Raw genomic sequence first — 18,775 nt, 5'->3', positions numbered from 1 at the left:
TCAAGAGGCCACGGACAGGCGCCCGCACAACTGCCTGAGACTCCGAGCGATATACGCTGACTGCGTTTCGATCTCGTCGTCCCAGCCATCCGCATCCGCGGCGTACTCGCGCAGGTCTTCGCACAGCTCGGCCAGTTCCGACGGCCCGACGACCGCGAGGCTGCCCGCGATGCGGTGCAGCAACCGCGCCAGCCAGGTCACGTCCCGTCCGGACCGGATCGCGTCGTATTCATCGAGATCCGCCCCGGCCTGGGCAAGGAAGGCTTCGGCATACGCGGCAGGGATCCGCGGCAGTTCGGGGAGATCATCGTCACCGCACGATGCGACTGACTGCTCATCCTCATGGCCCATGCCATCGTCGCTGCGTGCTAGTACCGACGCCAGTTCGGCGAGAGATACCGGCTTGGTCAGATAGCCCGTGAATCCCCTCGCCCGTCCCTCGGCGACGTCCTCGGGCCGCGCGCTGGCGCTCACGGCATAGACGGGGATGTCGATGCCGGCGTGCCTCATTTCCCGGAGCAGGTCGAAGCCGTTCATGACGGGCATGTCGATATCGGTCAGCACCGCGTTCACGCGCTGCTCCGCCAGCGCCGCCATGGCCTCGCTGCCATTGCCCGCGACGATGACGCCCGCGCCCAGCGCCCGCAGCTGGTCGCGCAGCAGGTTCCGGTTCAGCAAGTTGTCTTCCGCGATCAGCACGGCATGGCCCGCAAGCGGCGATGCGGGCCGCCCGGCAGGGCCTGCCTCGCTCCGCTTTGGCGGCTGTGCCCCGGTGATGACCGCCAGCGCTGCCGCATGGATGCCGGCAAGGCTGTAGCTGGAAACCTCGCGACCGCCATCCGGCCGGATAGTCGCGACCAGCGGCCCCAGCTGCTTCAGCCAGACCACCGAGGCCGGCTTTGGCCACCAGGCCAGGACGCGCGCAGGATCAAATGCCTCGGTCACCAGCAGGCAGTCATGGCCGTCCCCATCCACGGGCTCGTCCAGGTCTGAGCGCGCCGAAGGCGGGCACGCGCCCCAGTCGAAATGGTTCAGCACTCCCTCGATGCACTCGGGATCGCGGGACAGCACCACCGTCCGGTTCCGCGGCAAGCGCGGGCGCACCGGCGGCGGCGCGTCGGAAACGCCCAGCGGCAGACGAACCGTGACGCGCGTTCCCACGTCCAGGGTGCTGTCCAGCATGATGCTGCCGCCCATCCGTTCCACCAGCCGCATGCAGATCGACAGGCCAAGGCCGGTGCCACCCGCCTGGGCGATCCGCTTGTCGGCGACCTGCGAGAACGGCTGGAAGAGCCGGTCCCGGTACGCATCCGGTATGCCGATGCCGGTATCGGCAATGACGATCTCCAGGTTCCCTTCCAGCCATCGCGCGCGCAGCACGATCTTGCCCGCCGGCGTGAACTTGAACGCATTGCCAAGCAGGTTGTTGACGATCTGGGTCAGGCGCGCCGGATCAAGCTCGAGCTGCGAGGGAATATTGCTGCCGTACACCGCGTGGAAGCTCAGGCTGCGCTGCGCGGCAAGCGGCGCATGGGCGATCGCGATGCGGCCGAGCAGCTCCGTGACGGATACGGGCTGCACCTCGATGCGCAATGCGCCCACATCGATCCTGGAGAAGTCGAGCACTTCATCGACGATCTGCAGCAGCCCTCCGGCCGACACCTGCATCGCATCCACCCTCCTCCGCTGCTCCGGATCCAGCGGCCCCATCGCCACGAGCTCCATGTTCCCCAGCAGCGAGGCAAGCGGCGTGCGTATCTCGTGGCTCATCGACGCGAAGAACGCCACCCGGGCCCTGGCGGCCGCTTCGGTCGCGAGCCGGGCTTCGTGCAGCAGCCGCTGCGCACGCGCTGCTTCCGCATAGGTGCCGGTCAGGAAGCGATAGTTCCAGTAGCGGTACATCGCGAACAGCAAAGCAAGCAGCACCGCGGTGATGGCGCCGATGACAACCAGGTCCTCCATCATCGCCCGCCCCTGATGGCCGATCGGCAGCGCGAAAATCAGGTGCCCGAAATCCGCCACGAGTGGCGGGCGGCGCAGTGCCCAGCCATAGTCCGGGACCCAATGGAACATCCCGTCCTGCCGCGCTTCCAGCCTGGCATCCAGGCGTTGCGCGTTGGACCGTGCGCCGGCCGCGAGCAGCGGCGTGCCGAGCCTGTCGAACACGATCGGTTCGGGGATCGACAGGTTTGGCCCGGCAGGCCGCAGCAGATCGTATAGCGGGATGCGCGTCAGCACCACCGCGTAGAGCGTGTCGCCCTTTGCCACCAGCGATGCGCCAACCATCTCCGGACCGGCGCCTGCGGCGCTGCCCGGGACGCCGAGCCATTCGACGCGTTTCTCCCTCGCGGCCTGCAGGACGTCGATATCGCGACTCCGGAAGCGCTCCAGGATCATGCTGGTGATGAGCGTCGGCGGCATTGGCGGCGGCAGCGGCCGCGCCCCCGATCCCGACGCATCGGGCGATTCATAGCGATACGTCGCACCGCTGGCGATCGAGATCATTTCGATCGACGGCCGCTGGCTGGCGGCAATCAGCGTGCGGACCGACTGGTCGCAACTCTGGTGCAGAACGTCGTCGGCGGGCGCGGACGGAAACACCTGCGTGCAGAGGCCGCCCCTACGGTCCTGTGAGAGCGGAAGCGTGCCATTGGCACGCAACTCCAGGAGCAGGTTGCTGGCGGCCAGGGTGCTCCGGCGTTCGAGGACGGCATCGACGACACCCTGCTCATACAGGCGGGCCACCTGCTCCTGGGCGCGCAGCGAGCCATTGAGCCGGACCCACGCGCCCGTGGCGGCGATCGCGACGGCGACCAGCCCCAGCAACGCAATCACCATCGAGAAAACCCGGCGTTCCCGCTTCAGGTTCCGTTCAACGGTGCGCAGGTCGGGCGACGGCTCGAACGTGCCCGCCATCAGGTCAGGCCGTTGTCGCGCGCGTACGCGACAAGATCCGCGTTGCTGGTGATGTTCAGCTTGCGCATGGCCGAGCGCTTCTGTGTCGCCACGGTTGCCAGCGTGCGGCGCAGGTATCCGGCGATTTCGGTGACGGTGCTGCCCGCGGCGAACATCCGCACGACTTCGATCTCTTTCGGAGACAGCGCGCTCGCGCTTGCGCCGGCCAGCGCGCCGGCGCTCGACATCCTGGCCGATACTCCCGGCGACAGGCGCAGGCCCTGACCGGAGACCGCATCCATGCAGATCTGCCGCAGGATGCGTGGATCCTCGTTCTTCCCCACGATGCCGGCGATACCTGTCTCCTGGATACGCGTGAGCAGGCCGCCGTTGGTCAGCATCGTGAAGACGACGATCGGCGTACAGGGGCTGGCCTGCCTGAGTCGCTGGAGCAGGCGAAGGCCGTCATCGCTCTCTTCGGAATGTCCCATTGTGAAATCCGTAACAATGAGATCCGGCCGGTGCGCCTCCAGCGCAGCGAAAAGCTCCCGTCCGGAAGAACACATTGCGGATACGTGGACATTCGGGATCTCGCTCAGGGTGGTCTTGACGGCGAGTTGAATCACCGGGTGATCGTCCGCGATCACGGCGGAGAGGGTACGTGGTGGCATGCGAGACCGGGCTGCATAGGGCTCGCGATTGTACCAACCGGCCCTCACGTCCGTTTTGCAGATCGGGACAGTTGCTTGGCTGATCGTCCCACGGCCCGCACGGGGCAAACAACCAACGAAGGCGCCGCGGCGTCAGCGCCGCTGCCCCGGTACGACGGCGTCAGCCGGCTCGATGCGATGCGCCTCGGCCAGGATCCAGTCCAGAAATGCGTTCTGTGCCGCGCTGCGCGGCCGCTGTGCGTCCACGCAGATGAAATAGCCGCGCCCGGTGTCTACCGGCATGTCAAAAGGTTTCACCAGTTCACCGGCTGCCAGTTCGCGCTCGATCAGGCAGGATTGCGTCAGCGCGATACCCAGTCCGGCCTTGGCCGCGAAGATCAGGTTGATGCTCAGGTCATAGCCAGGGCCCAGCTTCGGCGCGGCCCTGAGTCCGGCCGCCTTGGCCCAGAGCGCCCAGTTCTCCGGGAAGTTCGTATGGTGCAGCAGCACCTCTTTGAGCAAGTCGCCGGGGCGTTTCAGGCGCGGCAGCAGCGATGGCGCGCAGGCGGGAACGAGCTCGCGGCCGAGCAGGTATTGCACCTGCATCCTGGCCGGCCAACGTCGCTTGGGTCGCTTCACCTCGATCCAGATGTCTACGTCGTCGCGGCTGAAGTCCTCGTCATGGCGAAACTGCCGCATCTCGACGTCCACTTCAGGATGCGTCGTCCTGAAGCGCGCGAGGCGTGGAAGCAGCCATTGGGTACCAAGCGTAGGAATCACACTCAGCCGTAGTTTCCCGTCGGCGCGCGGCCCCTGCAGCCGGTTCGCGGCCGCCTCCAGTGCCAGCACATGGCGCTCCGTCAACTTGCGCAACTGGCGGCCTTGCTCGGTCAGTGCCACGCCTTGCGAGGACCGTTCGAACAACAGGCAATCGCCCAGGTGCTGCTCGAGGCGTTGCACCGCCCGGCTGACAGCAGCCTGGGTGACGCAGAGTTCCTCGGCCGCCAGGCGGAAGCTGCGCAGCCGACAAACCGCCAGGAAGGCGTGCAGTTCCACCAGTGAAGGAGAGCGAATCTTCATGCTCAATTACATTTTGTTATCGTGATCAATGGTTTTGTCGTTTGCCTGCGGGTCTGCGTCTGCTTAACCTTGGGACATACTCTAACTCGCACGCCGGCAATGACCATCAATCGTCGCACCTTTCTCAAAGCAGCCGCCCTCAGCAGCCTGAGCGGGCTGGAGCTGCCCGCCTTCGCCGCTGACAAGTATCCTGCCCGTCCAATCTCGCTGGTGGTGCCGTTTCCCCCGGGCGGCTCGGTTGACGTGTCCGGCCGCCTGATCGCCGAGAGGTTGGGCAAGGCGCTTGGCCAGCCCGTGGTGGTCGACAACCGGCCCGGCGCCGGGGGCGCTATCGGCTCGACATACGTATCGAAAGCACAGCCCGACGGCTACACCCTCATTGTCACCTCGCAGAGCACGCATGTCGTGAATCCCGCGATGAACCCCAAGCTGCCCTATGACGCGGTGAAGGGCTTCTCGAATATCACGCTCATCAGCCGGCTGTCAAACGTGCTGCTGTGCAATGCATCGCTGCCGGTTCGCAACTTCGCCGAGCTGGTCAAGTATGCGCGCGCCCATCCGACCGCCCTGAATTATGCAAGTGCCGGAACGGGTTCGGTGTCACACGTCAGCATGGAACTTCTCAAGAACCAGGCGGGTATCCCGATGACGCATGTTCCCTATCGGGGCGCCGGGGCGGCGCTGACCGACCTGCTGGGCGGACAGGTGCACCTGACCTGGAATAACCTGTCCTCCAACCTGGACCACATCCTCCAGGGCAAGCTGCGTGCGCTGGCGGTAGCCGCACCCGCGCGCGTGCCGCAACTGCCGGATGTGCCGACCTTTGCCGAACTCAAGCTGCCTGACCTGAATGAGACTTCATGGAACGGCCTTGCCGCCCCGGCCGGGACACCGCATGCGATCGTGCAGCAACTCTATCTGGCGGTACGCAAGATTCTCGCGGAACCTTCGACCCGCTCGACCTGGGTCGCGAAGGGCATGATCGTGCCGGAAGACATTACGCCAGAGGCCTATACCAGGGAAACGGAGCAGCGTATCAGGTTCTACCAGCGCATCGCCAAAGACAATCGCATTACCCTGGACTGACGATGACCATCGATTCCAAGGCTGGTACAGCGCTTCCCGACCTGCTCCCGCTACACGACGAACTTGCTGCCCTGCGGCAGCATATCCACCGGCACCCGGAACTGGCTTTCGAGGAGCACGACACCGCGGATCTGGTTGCCGGCAAGTTGCAGGAATGGGGCTACCAGGTGACCCGCGGCATCGGAAAGACGGGGCTGGTCGGCCAGTTGCGCGTAGGAAAGGGGGACAAGCGGCTTGGCCTGCGCGCCGACATGGATGCCCTGCCCATCCAGGAAGAGACCGGGCTTCCATACGCCAGCAGCCGGCCCGGCCTCATGCATGCCTGCGGGCACGACGGCCATACTGCCATGCTCCTTGGCGCGGCAAAGCACCTCGCGGCCACGCGCAACTTCTCCGGCACGCTGAACCTGGTTTTTCAGCCAGCGGAGGAGCGCGGGTTCGACAGCGGCGCCAAGTCCATGGTGGCGGACGGCCTGTTCGAGCGCTTTCCTTGCGACATGGTATTTGCCATGCACAACCATCCCGGTGCCCCCCAGGGCCGGTTCCTGATGCGTCCGGGACCGTTTCTCGCCGCGGGCGACCGGGTGTTTATCAAGGTCGTGGGCCTGGGCGGCCACGCCGCGCGCCCTCACCTGGCGGTTGACCCGCTTGTGGCAGCGGCTGCCATCGTGATGGCGCTGCAGACCGTGGTCTCGCGCAACGTCCCCCCCAACGAGTCGGCAGTGCTCACTGTTGGCCGGCTACGGTCCGGGGACGCACTGAACGTCATTCCGGCCGATGCCGAAATCGGCATCAGCGTGCGCTCGTTCAGTCCGGAAGTGCGCGCACTACTGAAGGACCGCATCACAACGCTGGTCCACATGACCGCCGAATCGTACGCCGCGAAAGCGGAAATCCGCTATGTGGAGGGCTACCCGGTCGTCGATAACGCCGCCGACGCGGTAGCCCTGGCGGCCGAAGTTGCCACGGAGCTTGTTGGCCAGGAGGACGTAGACCGCGACTATCCCAGGATGATGGGCAGCGAAGACTTCGCGTACATGCTGCAGGAATGCCCGGGCGCCCTCGTCCGTATCGGCAACGGCCCGTCGGACGGTGGGCGTGGCTTGCATAACCCCCGCTACGACTTCGATGACAGGAACCTGGCCTTGGGAGCAGCGTTCTGGTGCCGGCTGGCGGAGACATTCCTGGTCTGATGCCTGCGCGCGAGGGATCGCTTTGCGGCGATGCCATCCCGTAAGAAGAAGCATTCAGAATTGGAGCATTGCGCCGTTCTCGTCAGTGGACGATGCGGGGAGACGTTTTGGTATTTCTGAACTGATGTCTCACAGCACGAAAACGGCAAGCGCCCATCCAACCAAGGCCATTCCGGCAAGGCAAGCGGCAAGCGCCACGGGATCTAAAGCCGGATGGTAGTGCATGTAAAGGAGCCTCTTCAATTGATCTGGTAATCATCAGCAAGGCGCCGCATCTTTATTCCGTGCCTGCAGCGCGTCCCTGATGTCGATTTTCGTTCGGATTGACGTCGCGAACTCATAATCAAGGTAGGCCACCGGAGGCTGGCACGCTTTGCCTGGTCCGCCGACGGCTTTGCAGTTCATGCCATGTGCGAGGGGAGTCCTCTGCTGGATGTCGCTGCGGCCCCTAACCATCAGGCCTTGATCGGCGCGTACCATAGTCGTTCGCTTCGGCCCGCGCGGGCGTCACATCGCTGGTTGGCGGCGTATAGTGCCTACCGGAAGCCCCGCTTGCGCCGGGCTATGCCCAGACCTGCCATGGAGCGCCTTGCAATATGCGCCTCAGATCCGTGCAAGTCCTCGCCGCCCTGGTCCTGCTGGGCGCCTGCGCCGCGAACGACGGCAGGCAGCCCGGCAAGACGGCCGCGGGCGAGCGGCCTGGCATGCCAGCCGGCCCCCCGCGCGACTGCCAGGCAGAGGCCGACGCGCTTCTCGGGGCCGCGCCTCTGTCCGTTGTGCGGGCCGCGTTCTATTCCTGCATGACGGGAAACCAGGGGAGCGAGCCGGGAAAGTGAGGCCGTGGCGTATTCGCCCCGAAAACGCGCGCATGATGGAGCAAGGACGGGACAGTGGAATCCGGGAGGTGACCCAAATGACGATCGAGCAGTTTGCAGAGAGCAATCCGGGTACAAGAACCTTGCCACGCTCCATGGCGGTGAAGGCTGGCGACTTTGTCTTTGTGTCCGGTCAGGTAGCCAGGAATGAAGACGGCAGCATCGTCATTGGCGGGATAGAAGCTCACACACGCCAGACGCTGAAGAACGTCGCCAATGTACTCGCTCTCGCGGGTTGTACCCTCGAGGACGTCGTGAAGACAACAGTCTGGCTTGAAGACGCAGGCGACTTCGATGCATTCAATCGCATTTACGAAGAGTTCTTCCGCGCAAACAAGCCATCACGGTCGACGTTGCAGGGGAAGAATATGGCAGGCACCAAAGTGGAAATCGAGGCCGTTGCTTATAAGCCTTAGGCAAGCAACTGCAAGGCATCGGCGAGCGACAGCACCGTTGTGCGCGAATCGAACGCCGTTGAAAAGAGATGATCGTGCACGACCTGATCCGGGTCGTAGCAGCAATCCTTGACCGCAAATAAACGGAAGTCCGCATCGCTCGCGTACGCAACCGACGACAGCACCACGCCGGTCGACGCAATGCCCACCATGACCAGGGTATCGATACCCTGCGCGGACAGCCGCACCTGCAGGTCGGTACCAAAGAACACGCTGGCGCGATGCGCGATGATGAGCGGTTCAGTGGCCTGCTGCCCAAGCTCGGGCGAGATCTTGTCGTCGACGAAAAGGCCGAGTTGCTTGATGCCCTGCCCGTTCCTGTTCAACGGACTGACTTCCGGATAGCCTGGGCGAAAGTGGATCTTGGCGAAATAGACACTGATGCCCTTGGCTCGCGCAGCATCGCACAGCTTGCGGGTATTGGAGAGCAAAGTGGGCGCAACCGATGGAAATAACTCCAGTATGTCGGTCTGATAATGCATGACCACTAAAGCGGTTTGCGCCGGAACAATTGCCGGAACCTGCACGGTCAGACTTTGCGCATCCCCCGGGCTTTCCATGCCCTGTTGGCGGTATGCTGGATCGACGGACCCACGTTCAACGGGTGGCGACATAGGGCTATGCGACAAAGAATGATGATCGACTCTACCACGAACAATCGGATGGGCGCTCTGGGCTCGGGTGCCCTTGTCTCTATCGCGTGCGACGTCAGCGGATCTTGCAAAAGCCATCAGCCGCCCAGCGGGCGGCGCTATCCCGCGTCAGGCGAAAATCTGGCGGCACCTTGACGGTCGCGATCACGTCCCCGAAGGGATCCACTGCCGTAAGCGTGCCGAAAGGCTCGAACTCATCCGGCGTAACAACGAGCTTGACGGTCACGGTTCCGGATTCGGTCTCGAAGCTGGTCTGCTTGTTGAGTTGGGCGTGCAGTTGCTGCTCATGCCGCCGAATGACTTCGGCGGCGGTCTTGACCAGCGTCTGGTGAGCCGTGGCATCGAGCGGCTTCGGATCGACCTTGTTGCGCCCCATGGTCCAGGGACCGACAAGCGCCGGCTCTGCGCTGCCATCCCGGATCATTTCGACGGCCCAGCCGTCGCCATCCTCGTTCTTGATCACTCGGGCAGTCCAGCCCTTGTCTCGCCACAGTCGGGGTTCGTGGATGGCTGCCGGTTCTTGCTCCGAAAGTGATTCGTCGGTGCGGTGCATATTCTCTTGTACTGATCGCAAAACCAACATTCTATGCCTCGGGGGCCATGTTCTGAGGCCTCGGGCACCGGGGCCGGCTTTTTGCGGCGCCTCCCGGAGCGCTGCCCCCCCCAGCGCCTCACCTTCTCCCCTCGCGCCTGAACCACGTCGGCGCATGCCCGGTCCAGCGCTGAAACGCCCGGCGAAACGCCTCCTCGCTGGCAAAGCCAAGCTGCTCCGCAATCCTGCCGATCGGCCAGTTGGTCGTGCACAGGCATTGTTCGGCGTACTCCTGCAGGTTGTGCTCGCGCAGTATCCGGTAACTGCTGCCGTCGGCTGCGAGGCGGCGGCGCAGCGTCGGCTCGCTCACATCGAAGCGCACGGCAAGTTCAGCGAGCGTGGGCAGTCGCGCGCCATGTACCAGCGCTGCATGCAGGATGCCACGCACCTGCTGGCTCAGTGATACGACCTCGACCGGCGCACCGATCAGCCGGTAAGGAAAGTCTTCCAGGAAGGCATCGAGCTCCGCTGCCTGGCGCACGACCGGCCGGTCGAGCAAGGCTTCATCGAACTCGAATCCGTAGGTCTGGGCGCCTGAGGTCACAGCGGCATGGAACAGGCCAAGGAACGGCATGGCGTCCTCACGCCGGGGATGCGCCAGGTAAACGTGGGTCGGACGTATCGGCTGGCCGATCAGCCAGCCGAACAGGAGCATGTAGAAGAAGAGCCCGGTCAGGTCCACCAGGCAAGCCGCAGAGCTTTTTGCGCGCCGCAGTGAATCCATGCGGAACACCGCCTGGCCCGCGCTTTGCCCGAGGCTGAGTGAACCGGCGCGCGGGTACAGCATCACGCAGAAGTCGGCCGCGCAGCGGATCGCTTCCCTTAGCGTCTGGCTGCTCAACACGCAACGGCACAGCAAGTCCACTTCCTGCTTGCGCATCGGAGGGTGGCCGTTGCCTTTGGCGACCAGGGCTTCCAGCTGCTCGATCGCGGCGCGATAGAGCGCGGTGAACTGCGCGGGCGGCGCATGCGCCGATGCGCCGGCGGCAGGCGGCACCTCGACGCCCTGCCGCTTCAACTCGTCCAGCAAGCGCAGCACCATGCCATCCGGAACAGGTACGGGATTCCCCGGTATGTAGGCATTCATGGTTGCTTGTCCTGATTGCTTCGGTAGCGGTTGTTGATCGTCCGGGTAGGGATCCCGTGCGGCGGGGCCTTCCATAATCATCCCGGCACTTCCACCCGCGCGACAGGTTGCGCACGGCCATGGGCCATGGAGGTTGCCACGCCATGAACGCCATGCCCATACGGGACAACCCACGGGAAACCCATGACCGCGCATTCCGCCCGCAAGTCACCGGCGCCGACATCGCAGCCTCGCTGCACCCTGCCTGCGCCGCGCGAGACACAACCATGATCCACATACTCGATGAAATCGTGCTCGCGCCCCGGCACCTGGCCACTGTGCTGAGCCTGCTGGAGAGCCAGTACCTGCCCGGCAGCGCCGCCAGGGGCCTGGCGCTGCTGCAGCGCTGGGTTTCGCCACCGGTGGCGCTGGAAGATGCACCCAATACGCTGTGGCTGCTGTGGCAAGTGGCTGATGCGCCAGCCTATTACGCCATGCGCGCCAGCATCGACGCTCCGGCCCTCGCCTTCTGGTCAACAGTCAGCACGCTGTGCGATACCCGCCGCCGCCATGTGATGGCCGATGCGGCATGTGGCCTGCCCCAGCGCAAGGAGCCATGCGATGCGGCATGAGACAGCGCAGATAAGAATTCACCCCGGCATCTGCACCGGGGCGAATACACAGGAGCAGGCACTGCTTGCCAGGATCGAAACCCTGCCAGGCCTGCGCCAGGTTGCGATTGGCCGGAACCTGGCGGGAAGCTGGGGCGCTGGCGACTACACGCTCGACCTGCAGTTCGACCCGGTGGCGTCCTGCCCGCCCGGCCACGACCCCGGCCTGGCTGCCGCGCTGGACGGCCTGGCAGAGGTGGATCGCGTGGCCTACAGCCCGATCTCGGACGGACTGCGGGCGCCCCTGTTGCGCCAGGGGATCTGGCGCACGCTGATGTTCCGGGTCAGGCCCGAAGCACCTGACTGGCAGGTCCGCGGCCTTGAGCAGGACCTGCTGCGCATGCCTGGGTACATGCCCGGCATCCTCAACTGGCGGCTTGCCCGCGTCCTGTCGCCCGGCACATGGACCCACGTCTGGCAGCAGGAGTTCGCCAGCGCAGAGGACCTCCTGGGCGAATACCTGATGCACCCCTTCCATTGGGGCCGCGTCGACCGGTGGTTCGACCCCGAGTTTCCCGGGCGCTGGTGACCGGCGCCAGCCGCGGCATCGGCCGCGCCATCGCGCAGCGCTTCGCGGCGAGGGCGCGCTGGTAGTTGCCACGGCCCGCCGCGCAGGCCAGTCAGAGGACGAAACCGATACGCTGGCCGAGACAGTTGGCCGGATCAGGCAGCAAGGGGGCCGTGCCATGGCACTGGCGGCAGACCTGGAGGACCCCGAGCAGCGCGACAACCTCGTGGCACGAGCAGCAAGCGCGGCGGGCGGCCTCGATATCCTGGTCAACAATGCTGGCATGGCGGAATACAGCCGCGTCGAAGCTATGCCGCTGGAAGTATTCGACAAGACGGTTGAGCACTACCTGCGCATTCCCTTCATGCTCAGCCGTGCAGCGATCCCGCTGATGCGCACGCGCGGCGCCGGTTGGATCCTCAACCTCGGCTCGGTCACCGCCCTGTCGCCCTCACGCCCGTATTCAGACTTTGACCGCGCCGGCGGCGTAACGGTGTACGCCGCGGTCAAGGCCGCCATCAACCGGTTCACCGGGGGCCTTGCCGCGGAACTGGAGGGCGAGAATATCGCCGTCCACGCCGTAGCCCCAAGCACGGCGATCCGCACGCCTGGCAGCGCGCGCTATATCCCGGACGGCTATCCAACCGAGCCGGTGGAGTACCTGGCGGAAACAGCGCTTGCACTCTGCAGCGTTCCAGCCCGCCTGCGCACCGGCCACATCGCCCATAGCCTGCACTTTCCCCTGGCGCACGGGTTGAACGTTCGCACGCTTGATGGCCAGGGCACGCTGCCACCGCCCGTGATCCCGCCGTGGGCACACCCTGGTTTGAACCACGAAGACCTGTCCGCAAGATAAGCGATGGAGAAAAGCATGCGCGCTGTCGTCATTGACCGTACCGGCGGACCCGACGTACTCAGGTTTGCAGACGTCCCGAGGCCGGAACCCGCTGCCGGCGAAATCCTGATCCGCGTCGCTTGCGCCGGCGTGAATCCAGCCGACTGGAAATGCCGTGAAGGCTATCTGAGCCGCTTCATGCCATACCGCTTCCCGTTCGTGCTCGGCTTCGATGCCAGCGGCGTCGTGGCGGCCGCGGGAACAGGCGTCAAGGATTTCGTCCCGGGCCAGCGCGTGTTCGCGCAAACGGAGGTTGGCGCAGGCAAATGGGGCTCCTATGCAGAGTACGTTTCGGTCTCTCGGGATTGCGTGGTCCCGATCCCCGACAACCTGGGATTTGCCGAAGCCGCCGCCGTCCCGACACCGGCGCTGGCGGCCTGGACGGGACTCTTCGACGAAGGCGGACTCAAGCCAGGCCAGACGGTGCTGGTGCATGGCGGTGCCGGTGCGGTCGGCACGTTTGCTGTGCAACTGGCAACCGCAGCCGGTGCCACTGCCGCTGCCACCTGCAGTGCGGCTCGCCGCGACGAACTGAGAGCGCTCGGCTGCGACCTGGCGATCGACTATCGCGGCGACATCGCTGCCGCCATGCAGGCATGGGCGCCCGCTGGTGTCGACCTGGTTCTGGACACCGTTGGCTGCGGCACCCTGCCGAACGGCATGGACTTGCTCAGGCCCGGCGGCATCCTTGTCGCCATCCTGACACTGGTCAATGGCGACAACGGCCCGGATCCGGCCGACGCCGCTCGGCGCGGCATGCGCACCGCAGTGGCCTACAGCAAGATGCCAAGCGGCGCGCGGCTGCGCGAGATCGCGTCGCTGATCTCAAGCGAGCGCTTGCGGCCGCCTCGCATCGCATGCCTGCCGCTGGGACAGGCGGGACGCGCACTCGACCTGGTCCAGTCGGGCAAGGCGCCAGGCAAGCTGGTGCTGCGTATCGCCGAGCTGAGCAATGCCTGATCGCAGGCCGTCCCGCGCCAGCCCGTCAGCCCGATGCCGGCGCACGACCATCACGCCATTGAAATCGGAGGAGAGATAATGAAAAGCAAGACCTTAGTGCTGTGCACGATAGCCGGTGCGGTGCTAGCGGCCTCACAGTTGAACGCACCTTCCCTTGCCGCGATGACGCCCGACGAAGTCAGGCGCCTGGACGGCCCGCTCACGCCGATGGGTGCCGAACGGTCCGCCAACAAGGACGGCAGCATCCCCGCGTGGAGCGGAAAATGGCAGGCCGCGCCCGCGGGCCTGACTTTCCGGCCAGGCGACACCTACCCTGACCCCTACGCGTCGGAACAACCGCTGGCGGTGATCACGGCCCAGAACGTGGAGCAATACCGTGCTCACCTGAGCGACGGGCAGCTCGCCATGTTCAGGCTGTACCCGACGACATTCAGGATGGCGATCTACCCCAGCCATCGTGACTTCCGCTATGGCGATGCCGTCTACAAGGCGATCCAGCACCACGCCGCCAGGACGCAGCTGACGACGGACGCGAACGGCCTCAAGGACTATCCGCCCACCGCGCCGTTTCCTGTGCCCAAGAGCGGGCTGGAGCTGATGTGGAATCTCCGCTTCTCTTCCGCCATTGCCGAAGAATCAGCCGTCTACGACCAGGCAGTGGTGTATCGCGACGGCAAGATCGCATGGGGCAAGTGGAAATATGACATCTGGTCACCCGTCAACGGCGCCGCGTTTGAAAAAGGCTCGCCGCTGATCAACCGGACCTTCGCCCGCGTGGAAACCGAACTGCCTTTGCGCGAGCGCGGCAATATCATCGTCTCCCACAACTTCTGGGATCGCGAAGGCTCGGATACGGCCAGGACCTGGCAATACAATCCCGGCACGCGCCGGGTGCGGCAGGCACCCGAGTTCGGCTTTGACCAGCCGCTGGGGCCGGGCGGCTTCCGTACGGTGGACGACGATCGCCTGTTCAACGGCTCCGGCGAGCGCTATGAGTGGAAGATTATCGGCAAGCGGGAAATCTATATTCCGTACCACAACTACAAGCTGGTCGATCCTGGCGTCAGGTACGCCGAACTGCTGGGCCCCAACCATGCGACCCCGGAACTGGTCCGCTACGAACTGCACCGTGTCTGGGTGCTCGAAGCCAGACTGAAGCCAGGCTTCCGGCATCAGTATGCAAAGCGTGTGCTGTACCTGGATGAAGACACCTGGATGGCAGTGCTTGCCGACAACTACGATGCCCGCGGCCAGCTGTGGCGAACCAATATGCAATCGTCGCTTTACGCCTACGATGCGCGGCGCTACTACCCGGCGGTGGCGTTCTACCATGACCTTACGGCCGGCTCCTATCTGGCGGATCGGCTGACCAATGAAGGGAAGCCGGTACGCCTGAACAGCAGCCCGCAGTTTGGCGAAGCGTATTTTTCCCCGGATTCGATCCGGGGGGCGGGACACTGACGCCCCGGTCAGAAAGCCCTGCCGGTTGCGGCTAGCCATTGGCGTCGGCCGCAGCCTCCGGATTGGCTTCGCCGTCCCGGGTAGCGATCAATGCCTTCGGCGCCAGCGGGATCAAGGGGAGGATCAGTGCGTACACGACCGTAGTCGCGATCACGCACCACGTAAAGCCGTGCGCTGCGCCGGTGTTATAGATCCATGAGCCCAACAGGTCGCCGGCGCGCGCCGAGAGCGCGAGAACACCATCGACCAGCATCATCAGGGTCCCTTGCAGGCCCGGTGGACACGACCGCATCGCAAGATCGAAGTATGCCGCCGTGGCTAGCCCGCCCATCAGCCCTATTGGTGCCGCCAATACCAGCGCGAGATCGGCTGACCGAATAAATGCCAACGGAATCATCTGCGGCACCGCGACGATCGTCCCCCACCACAGCAGCTTGTTCAGCGATACCTTCTTGCATAGCACGCCATACAGCAGGAATGTCGGGATAAACGCGGCAGCGAAGATCCCGTTGTAGTACGAGTAGACGGAATCCGATGCATGCAGTTCATTGGCCAGGTAGAACTGCAGCGGTGTGGCCGCCCCTGGCGCGAAGTTCCACAGAAAGCAGATAAGCAGCGCCGGATAGACGGCCTTATGCTTCACCAGCCGCCTGACATTCCCGACGAAATCCGCGCGCCTGGCTTGCGGCTTGTCGTACGTATTACCGAAGACGGTGGCGGGATTCCAGAGCCCGAACACCGCAATCAGCAAAGTGACCATCGCCACCAGCAAGAAGGCCTCTTGCGGCGCAAGATGATCGGACACGTACCCGGAAGCGAACGCACCCGCCACGACGGGAACGGAGCTGACCACGTTCGACAGCGCACTCAGGCGCCCGGACATGAGCTTTTCCTGGCCCACCAGCGCGATCAACCCCTGGTAGGCGGCGGCGGTAAACCGGGACGACAGCATTGCCAGCAGCATCCCGACGAGCAGTCCAGTGTATGAGATGCCCGCAAACGCCATCCAGACGAATGCCGCCGCGGTGATGGGAGCGAAAATCAGGAAGAAGCCACGGTCGCGCAAACCCAGCGGATTCCAGTGATCGCGCGCGAGGCCAAAGGCAAATGCGATGTACACGGGGATTCCGGTAACCAGCCGGAATGTCGAGATCTCCGTCGCCGTCGCGTGCAACTCATTCTTGAGCAGGTACGACGCCTGGATATCAATCAGGTAGCCGGCCGGCGTTGCCAGATGGACAATCAACGTCAGCCAGCCGAAGTACAGCAGGGTCCGGCTATTGTCCTCGGGGCCATCGTGATCGGAAGCGGCCGGCATCATCGGAGCGCAGCGAAAGACTGGAAATTCGATCCTTGCCGGATTGCCGGCGAGAACTGCCCGCAAAGCCACATCTTTAGTCCGGCGTCGGCCGGGTCCTCGCCATCAGCGTGGACAACAGCTCCCGGCCAATAGCTCCCGGATCTGGGGTGGCGTCGTCCTTGCAAGGATAGTGCGCTAGCCAGGCCCGAACGCCCGACGCTGCGCGACCTAATCGCCACCGAGCGCGGCCTTCCGCACACCACGGCCGATGGTGTGCTTATTTCGACTCCAAAGTCGGAGGTGCCACGGGCTTGCCAACAAGGCTTCGAGAGGCGAACAAATCGCCTTAAATGTATCCCTTTTAGGGAATTACCCTCGCTTTCTTGTTTGCGAATTTCGGACACGTAGGCAAAACAGCTACGCGACGGTATTGTGGAACCGATGTCTATTAAGTAAGCGCATTACGAAGAAAACGCTTCGACGGGCGCTGGTGCAGCAATGATTAGAGCCTTACAGATCCGATCCGCCACCACTGCGGACCTGCCTGGAATTACCACGGTGCTAGACAAATGTGGATTGACGCAGAACGCATCGTGGTCTCCGGATATGTTCCACATTGCGTTAATGGACGGGCGCATTGTCGCCTGCGCCGGAGCGGAGCGGCACGCGAAAGTCATAGTCGTCTGTTCAGTTGCGGTACTGCCCGGATATAGGGATCGCGGTATTGCCAAGCACCTGGTGTCTGCCGTTCTGGTGCGGGCACGTGCAGAGGGCTGCGAACGCGCAGTCCTTGCTACCGCAAAGTGCCCCGGCTTCTTTTCTCGTTACGGCTTTTCCCTCGTCGCTACGACCTCCCTGCCCGTCAGTGTACGGAATTCGCATACCCTGACGTCGCCGGGGATGCCAGCGGGAGTCTGCATGCAATGCGAATTGAAATAGACTTGCGCGCAGGCAGATCAATTGTCCCGGCCCTGTTCCGGATTTCCAGTGTCGCGGTTCGCGACAGGCCGGCGAACATAATCGGCGACACTCCCCGCCTGGCCGCCTCAGGTTGCTGCGTTGGCCAAACGAATGGCACATTTCTCGCTCTCTTTCGCAGCATCCCACTGCGGGAAAAAGGTGATGGCACCTCATTGAAGGATTTTTTCGGCTCGGCCGGCGCGCTACGGGATATCGCGCTACCAGGGCGTCGATTGCCTGGGTCGACGACTACCGCATCGCGCGCCGCCGGCGTAGCCGGTCAGCCAGCTTGCGACGCACCCAGGGTTTCGCGTTTGATCTTCCTGGCCAGCGACCATTTGTGGACTTCGGTCGGGCCGTCGTAGATCCGGAACCCTCGTACTTCGCGGAAGATCTGCTCGACGATAGTGTCGCGTGACACGCCCACCCCCCCCAGGATCTGCACGCAACGGTCCGCCACACGGAACAGCGCTTCCGAGACGGCCACCTTGGCCATCGAGCTTTCCGCGGTCCCCGACGAACCGCCGTCGAGCACGCCCGCGCACCAGTCGATCATCAGGGCGGCCTGCTGAAGGTCGATCAGGTTATCGGCCAGCATGAAGCCGACGCCTTCATGGTCGATCAGCAGCTTGCCGAAAGCCTTGCGTGTGGTCGCGTACGCGCGTGCGATCTCGTCCGCCCGCGCGGCGCCGCCGAACCAGCGCATGCAATGCGAAAGCCGCGCCGGCGACAGGCGAACCTGCGCATAGCGGAAGCCCTCGTTCGCCTGGCCCAGCACCTGGCTGTGCGGCACGCGCAGGTCATCGATCATGACCAGCGCATGTCCGCCGGGCATGGAACTATCGATGGTGTCGATCAGGCGCTCGATGCGGATGGCCGGGTGTGGCAGATCGACCAGGAACATCGTGGCCTGCGCACGCTCGCCATCTCCCGTACGCGCCATCACGATGCCCACGGCTGCGCCTTCGGCACCGGTGATGAATTTCTTGCGGCCGCGAATCACCCATTCGTCGCCATCCCTCACCGCCGTGGTCTGCAGCATCGACGGGTCCGAACCGGCGCCGCCGTCCTCCGCGGGCTCGGTCATGAAGAACGCGGAACGCGCCTCGCCGCTGACCAGCGGCGCCAGGAATCGTTGCTGCTGCGCCGGGGTGGCCACCTTTCCCAGCAAGAACATGTTGCCTTCGTCGGGCGCCATCGTATTGACGGCAACCGGCCCGAGCGGCGACAAGCCCGAGCGCATGAGCACCGCGGCGGTCTCCCGCTGGCTCAGGTGCGAGCCGTCGGGGAGGATATGCGGCGTCATGACGCCGGCGGCGCGCGCCTTGTCACGCAGTTCGGCAACCAGTTCCGGCGATGGGCCATGGGATTCACAACGCGGGTCACGCTCGTAGGGCACGACCACATCGCGGACAAAGCGCTCGACGCGCTCGCCGATGCTGCGGCTTCTTTCGGTGGGATAGTCGGTGAGCAAG

Annotated in this window: 16 protein-coding genes and 1 pseudogene; 9 read left to right on the top strand and 8 right to left on the bottom strand. The window is 64.4% G+C overall.

All coding sequences use genetic code 11. The features are described 5' to 3' along the window. From IPF36_RS28345 to IPF36_RS28335, 3 genes are all read right to left on the bottom strand, one after another. Entirely contained in the window at positions 1 to 2,916 is a 2,916-nt protein-coding gene (locus tag IPF36_RS28345; RefSeq protein ID WP_195431612.1) for an ATP-binding protein, read from the bottom strand. After that, positions 2,916 to 3,566 (bottom strand): response regulator transcription factor, encoded by a 651-nt coding sequence (locus IPF36_RS28340; protein ID WP_133095159.1) that lies wholly within the window; start codon positions 3,564 to 3,566, stop codon positions 2,916 to 2,918. Before IPF36_RS28340 ends, IPF36_RS28345 begins: the two co-directional genes overlap by 1 nt. 132 nt (positions 3,567 to 3,698) lie before the next feature. Further along, entirely contained in the window at positions 3,699 to 4,625 is a 927-nt protein-coding gene (locus tag IPF36_RS28335; protein WP_135703826.1) for a LysR substrate-binding domain-containing protein, read from the bottom strand. Positions 4,626 to 4,724: 99 nt separating this feature from the next. On the opposite strand from IPF36_RS28335, the gene IPF36_RS28330 reads away from it, so the two are divergent. The 3 genes from IPF36_RS28330 (at position 4,725) to IPF36_RS28320 (ending at position 8,195) form a co-directional block, all read left to right on the top strand. Then, a complete protein-coding gene (locus IPF36_RS28330) occupies positions 4,725 to 5,711 on the top strand; it encodes a tripartite tricarboxylate transporter substrate binding protein (RefSeq protein ID WP_195431610.1) in 987 nt (328 codons plus the stop codon). A 2-nt stretch (positions 5,712 to 5,713) separates the two neighbouring features. After that, positions 5,714 to 6,904: a M20 aminoacylase family protein gene (locus tag IPF36_RS28325; RefSeq protein WP_195431602.1), complete on the top strand. Its 1,191-nt coding sequence runs from the start codon at positions 5,714 to 5,716 to the stop codon at positions 6,902 to 6,904. Between the two features lie 913 nt (positions 6,905 to 7,817). Then, the gene (locus IPF36_RS28320; RefSeq protein WP_195431601.1) at positions 7,818 to 8,195 is read left to right on the top strand and encodes a RidA family protein; all 378 of its coding nucleotides are present in this window, start codon (positions 7,818 to 7,820) and stop codon (positions 8,193 to 8,195) included. Here IPF36_RS28320 and IPF36_RS28315 read toward each other — a convergent pair. From IPF36_RS28315 to IPF36_RS28305, 3 genes are all read right to left on the bottom strand, one after another. After that, positions 8,192 to 8,794 carry an isochorismatase family cysteine hydrolase gene (locus tag IPF36_RS28315; protein ID WP_195431647.1) on the bottom strand — a complete coding sequence of 201 codons (603 nt, stop codon included), beginning with the start codon at positions 8,792 to 8,794 and terminating at the stop codon, positions 8,192 to 8,194. The genes IPF36_RS28320 and IPF36_RS28315 overlap by 4 nt on opposite strands. A gap of 148 nt (positions 8,795 to 8,942) precedes the next feature. Then, positions 8,943 to 9,440 (bottom strand): hypothetical protein, encoded by a 498-nt coding sequence (locus IPF36_RS28310; RefSeq protein WP_133095163.1) that lies wholly within the window; start codon positions 9,438 to 9,440, stop codon positions 8,943 to 8,945. Between the two features lie 118 nt (positions 9,441 to 9,558). Then, positions 9,559 to 10,521: an AraC family transcriptional regulator gene (locus tag IPF36_RS28305; RefSeq protein WP_133095386.1), complete on the bottom strand. Its 963-nt coding sequence runs from the start codon at positions 10,519 to 10,521 to the stop codon at positions 9,559 to 9,561. A gap of 311 nt (positions 10,522 to 10,832) precedes the next feature. On the opposite strand from IPF36_RS28305, the gene IPF36_RS28300 reads away from it, so the two are divergent. The 5 genes and pseudogenes from IPF36_RS28300 to IPF36_RS28280 all read left to right on the top strand — a co-directional run bounded on the left by IPF36_RS28300 (position 10,833) and on the right by IPF36_RS28280 (position 15,040). Then, positions 10,833 to 11,177 (top strand): hypothetical protein, encoded by a 345-nt coding sequence (locus tag IPF36_RS28300; RefSeq protein WP_133095387.1) that lies wholly within the window; start codon positions 10,833 to 10,835, stop codon positions 11,175 to 11,177. After that, a complete protein-coding gene (locus IPF36_RS28295) occupies positions 11,167 to 11,745 on the top strand; it encodes a Dabb family protein (RefSeq protein ID WP_255519923.1) in 579 nt (192 codons plus the stop codon). Before IPF36_RS28300 ends, IPF36_RS28295 begins: the two co-directional genes overlap by 11 nt. Further along, positions 11,712 to 12,580: pseudogene (locus tag IPF36_RS28290) on the top strand (SDR family NAD(P)-dependent oxidoreductase). The gene IPF36_RS28295 and the pseudogene IPF36_RS28290 overlap by 34 nt, the downstream one beginning before the upstream one ends. Before the next feature lie 15 nt (positions 12,581 to 12,595). Beyond that, positions 12,596 to 13,579, top strand: coding sequence for an NADP-dependent oxidoreductase (locus IPF36_RS28285; RefSeq protein WP_195431600.1), 984 nt, complete (start codon positions 12,596 to 12,598; stop codon positions 13,577 to 13,579). A 78-nt stretch (positions 13,580 to 13,657) separates the two neighbouring features. Then, a complete protein-coding gene (locus tag IPF36_RS28280; RefSeq protein WP_135704029.1) occupies positions 13,658 to 15,040 on the top strand; it encodes a DUF1329 domain-containing protein in 1,383 nt (460 codons plus the stop codon). A gap of 31 nt (positions 15,041 to 15,071) precedes the next feature. Here IPF36_RS28280 and IPF36_RS28275 read toward each other — a convergent pair whose 3' ends face one another. Further along, positions 15,072 to 16,358 (bottom strand): MFS transporter, encoded by a 1,287-nt coding sequence (locus IPF36_RS28275; protein WP_135704028.1) that lies wholly within the window; start codon positions 16,356 to 16,358, stop codon positions 15,072 to 15,074. A gap of 480 nt (positions 16,359 to 16,838) precedes the next feature. On the opposite strand from IPF36_RS28275, the gene IPF36_RS28270 reads away from it, so the two are divergent. Beyond that, positions 16,839 to 17,279: a GNAT family N-acetyltransferase gene (locus IPF36_RS28270; protein ID WP_135703820.1), complete on the top strand. Its 441-nt coding sequence runs from the start codon at positions 16,839 to 16,841 to the stop codon at positions 17,277 to 17,279. 301 nt (positions 17,280 to 17,580) lie between these two features. Here IPF36_RS28270 and IPF36_RS28265 read toward each other — a convergent pair whose 3' ends face one another. Beyond that, positions 17,581 to 18,774, bottom strand: a complete 1,194-nt coding sequence (locus IPF36_RS28265; RefSeq protein ID WP_195431599.1) for an acyl-CoA dehydrogenase family protein — start codon at positions 18,772 to 18,774, stop codon at positions 17,581 to 17,583. Between the last annotated feature and the right edge of the window lies 1 nt (position 18,775).

It is taken from the genome of Cupriavidus sp. IK-TO18 (genome assembly GCF_015549295.1).
GTDB lineage: Bacteria > Pseudomonadota > Gammaproteobacteria > Burkholderiales > Burkholderiaceae > Cupriavidus > Cupriavidus oxalaticus_A.
Note: the sequence above shows the minus strand (reverse complement) of the source record. Positions and strands in the feature narration are given on the sequence as shown.

Coding starts and splice junctions, on each gene's coding strand:
- IPF36_RS28345 (WP_195431612.1), bottom strand. CDS start 2,916: ATGGCGGGCACGTTCGAGCCGTCGCCCGACCTGCGCACCGTTGAACGG.
- IPF36_RS28340 (WP_133095159.1), bottom strand. CDS start 3,566: ATGCCACCACGTACCCTCTCCGCCGTGATCGCGGACGATCACCCGGTG.
- IPF36_RS28335 (WP_135703826.1), bottom strand. CDS start 4,625: ATGAAGATTCGCTCTCCTTCACTGGTGGAACTGCACGCCTTCCTGGCG.
- IPF36_RS28330 (WP_195431610.1), top strand. CDS start 4,725: ATGACCATCAATCGTCGCACCTTTCTCAAAGCAGCCGCCCTCAGCAGC.
- IPF36_RS28325 (WP_195431602.1), top strand. CDS start 5,714: ATGACCATCGATTCCAAGGCTGGTACAGCGCTTCCCGACCTGCTCCCG.
- IPF36_RS28320 (WP_195431601.1), top strand. CDS start 7,818: ATGACGATCGAGCAGTTTGCAGAGAGCAATCCGGGTACAAGAACCTTG.
- IPF36_RS28315 (WP_195431647.1), bottom strand. CDS start 8,794: ATGGAAAGCCCGGGGGATGCGCAAAGTCTGACCGTGCAGGTTCCGGCA.
- IPF36_RS28310 (WP_133095163.1), bottom strand. CDS start 9,440: ATGCACCGCACCGACGAATCACTTTCGGAGCAAGAACCGGCAGCCATC.
- IPF36_RS28305 (WP_133095386.1), bottom strand. CDS start 10,521: ATGGTGCTGCGCTTGCTGGACGAGTTGAAGCGGCAGGGCGTCGAGGTG.
- IPF36_RS28300 (WP_133095387.1), top strand. CDS start 10,833: ATGATCCACATACTCGATGAAATCGTGCTCGCGCCCCGGCACCTGGCC.
- IPF36_RS28295 (WP_255519923.1), top strand. CDS start 11,167: ATGCGGCATGAGACAGCGCAGATAAGAATTCACCCCGGCATCTGCACC.
- IPF36_RS28285 (WP_195431600.1), top strand. CDS start 12,596: ATGCGCGCTGTCGTCATTGACCGTACCGGCGGACCCGACGTACTCAGG.
- IPF36_RS28280 (WP_135704029.1), top strand. CDS start 13,658: ATGAAAAGCAAGACCTTAGTGCTGTGCACGATAGCCGGTGCGGTGCTA.
- IPF36_RS28275 (WP_135704028.1), bottom strand. CDS start 16,358: ATGCCGGCCGCTTCCGATCACGATGGCCCCGAGGACAATAGCCGGACC.
- IPF36_RS28270 (WP_135703820.1), top strand. CDS start 16,839: ATGATTAGAGCCTTACAGATCCGATCCGCCACCACTGCGGACCTGCCT.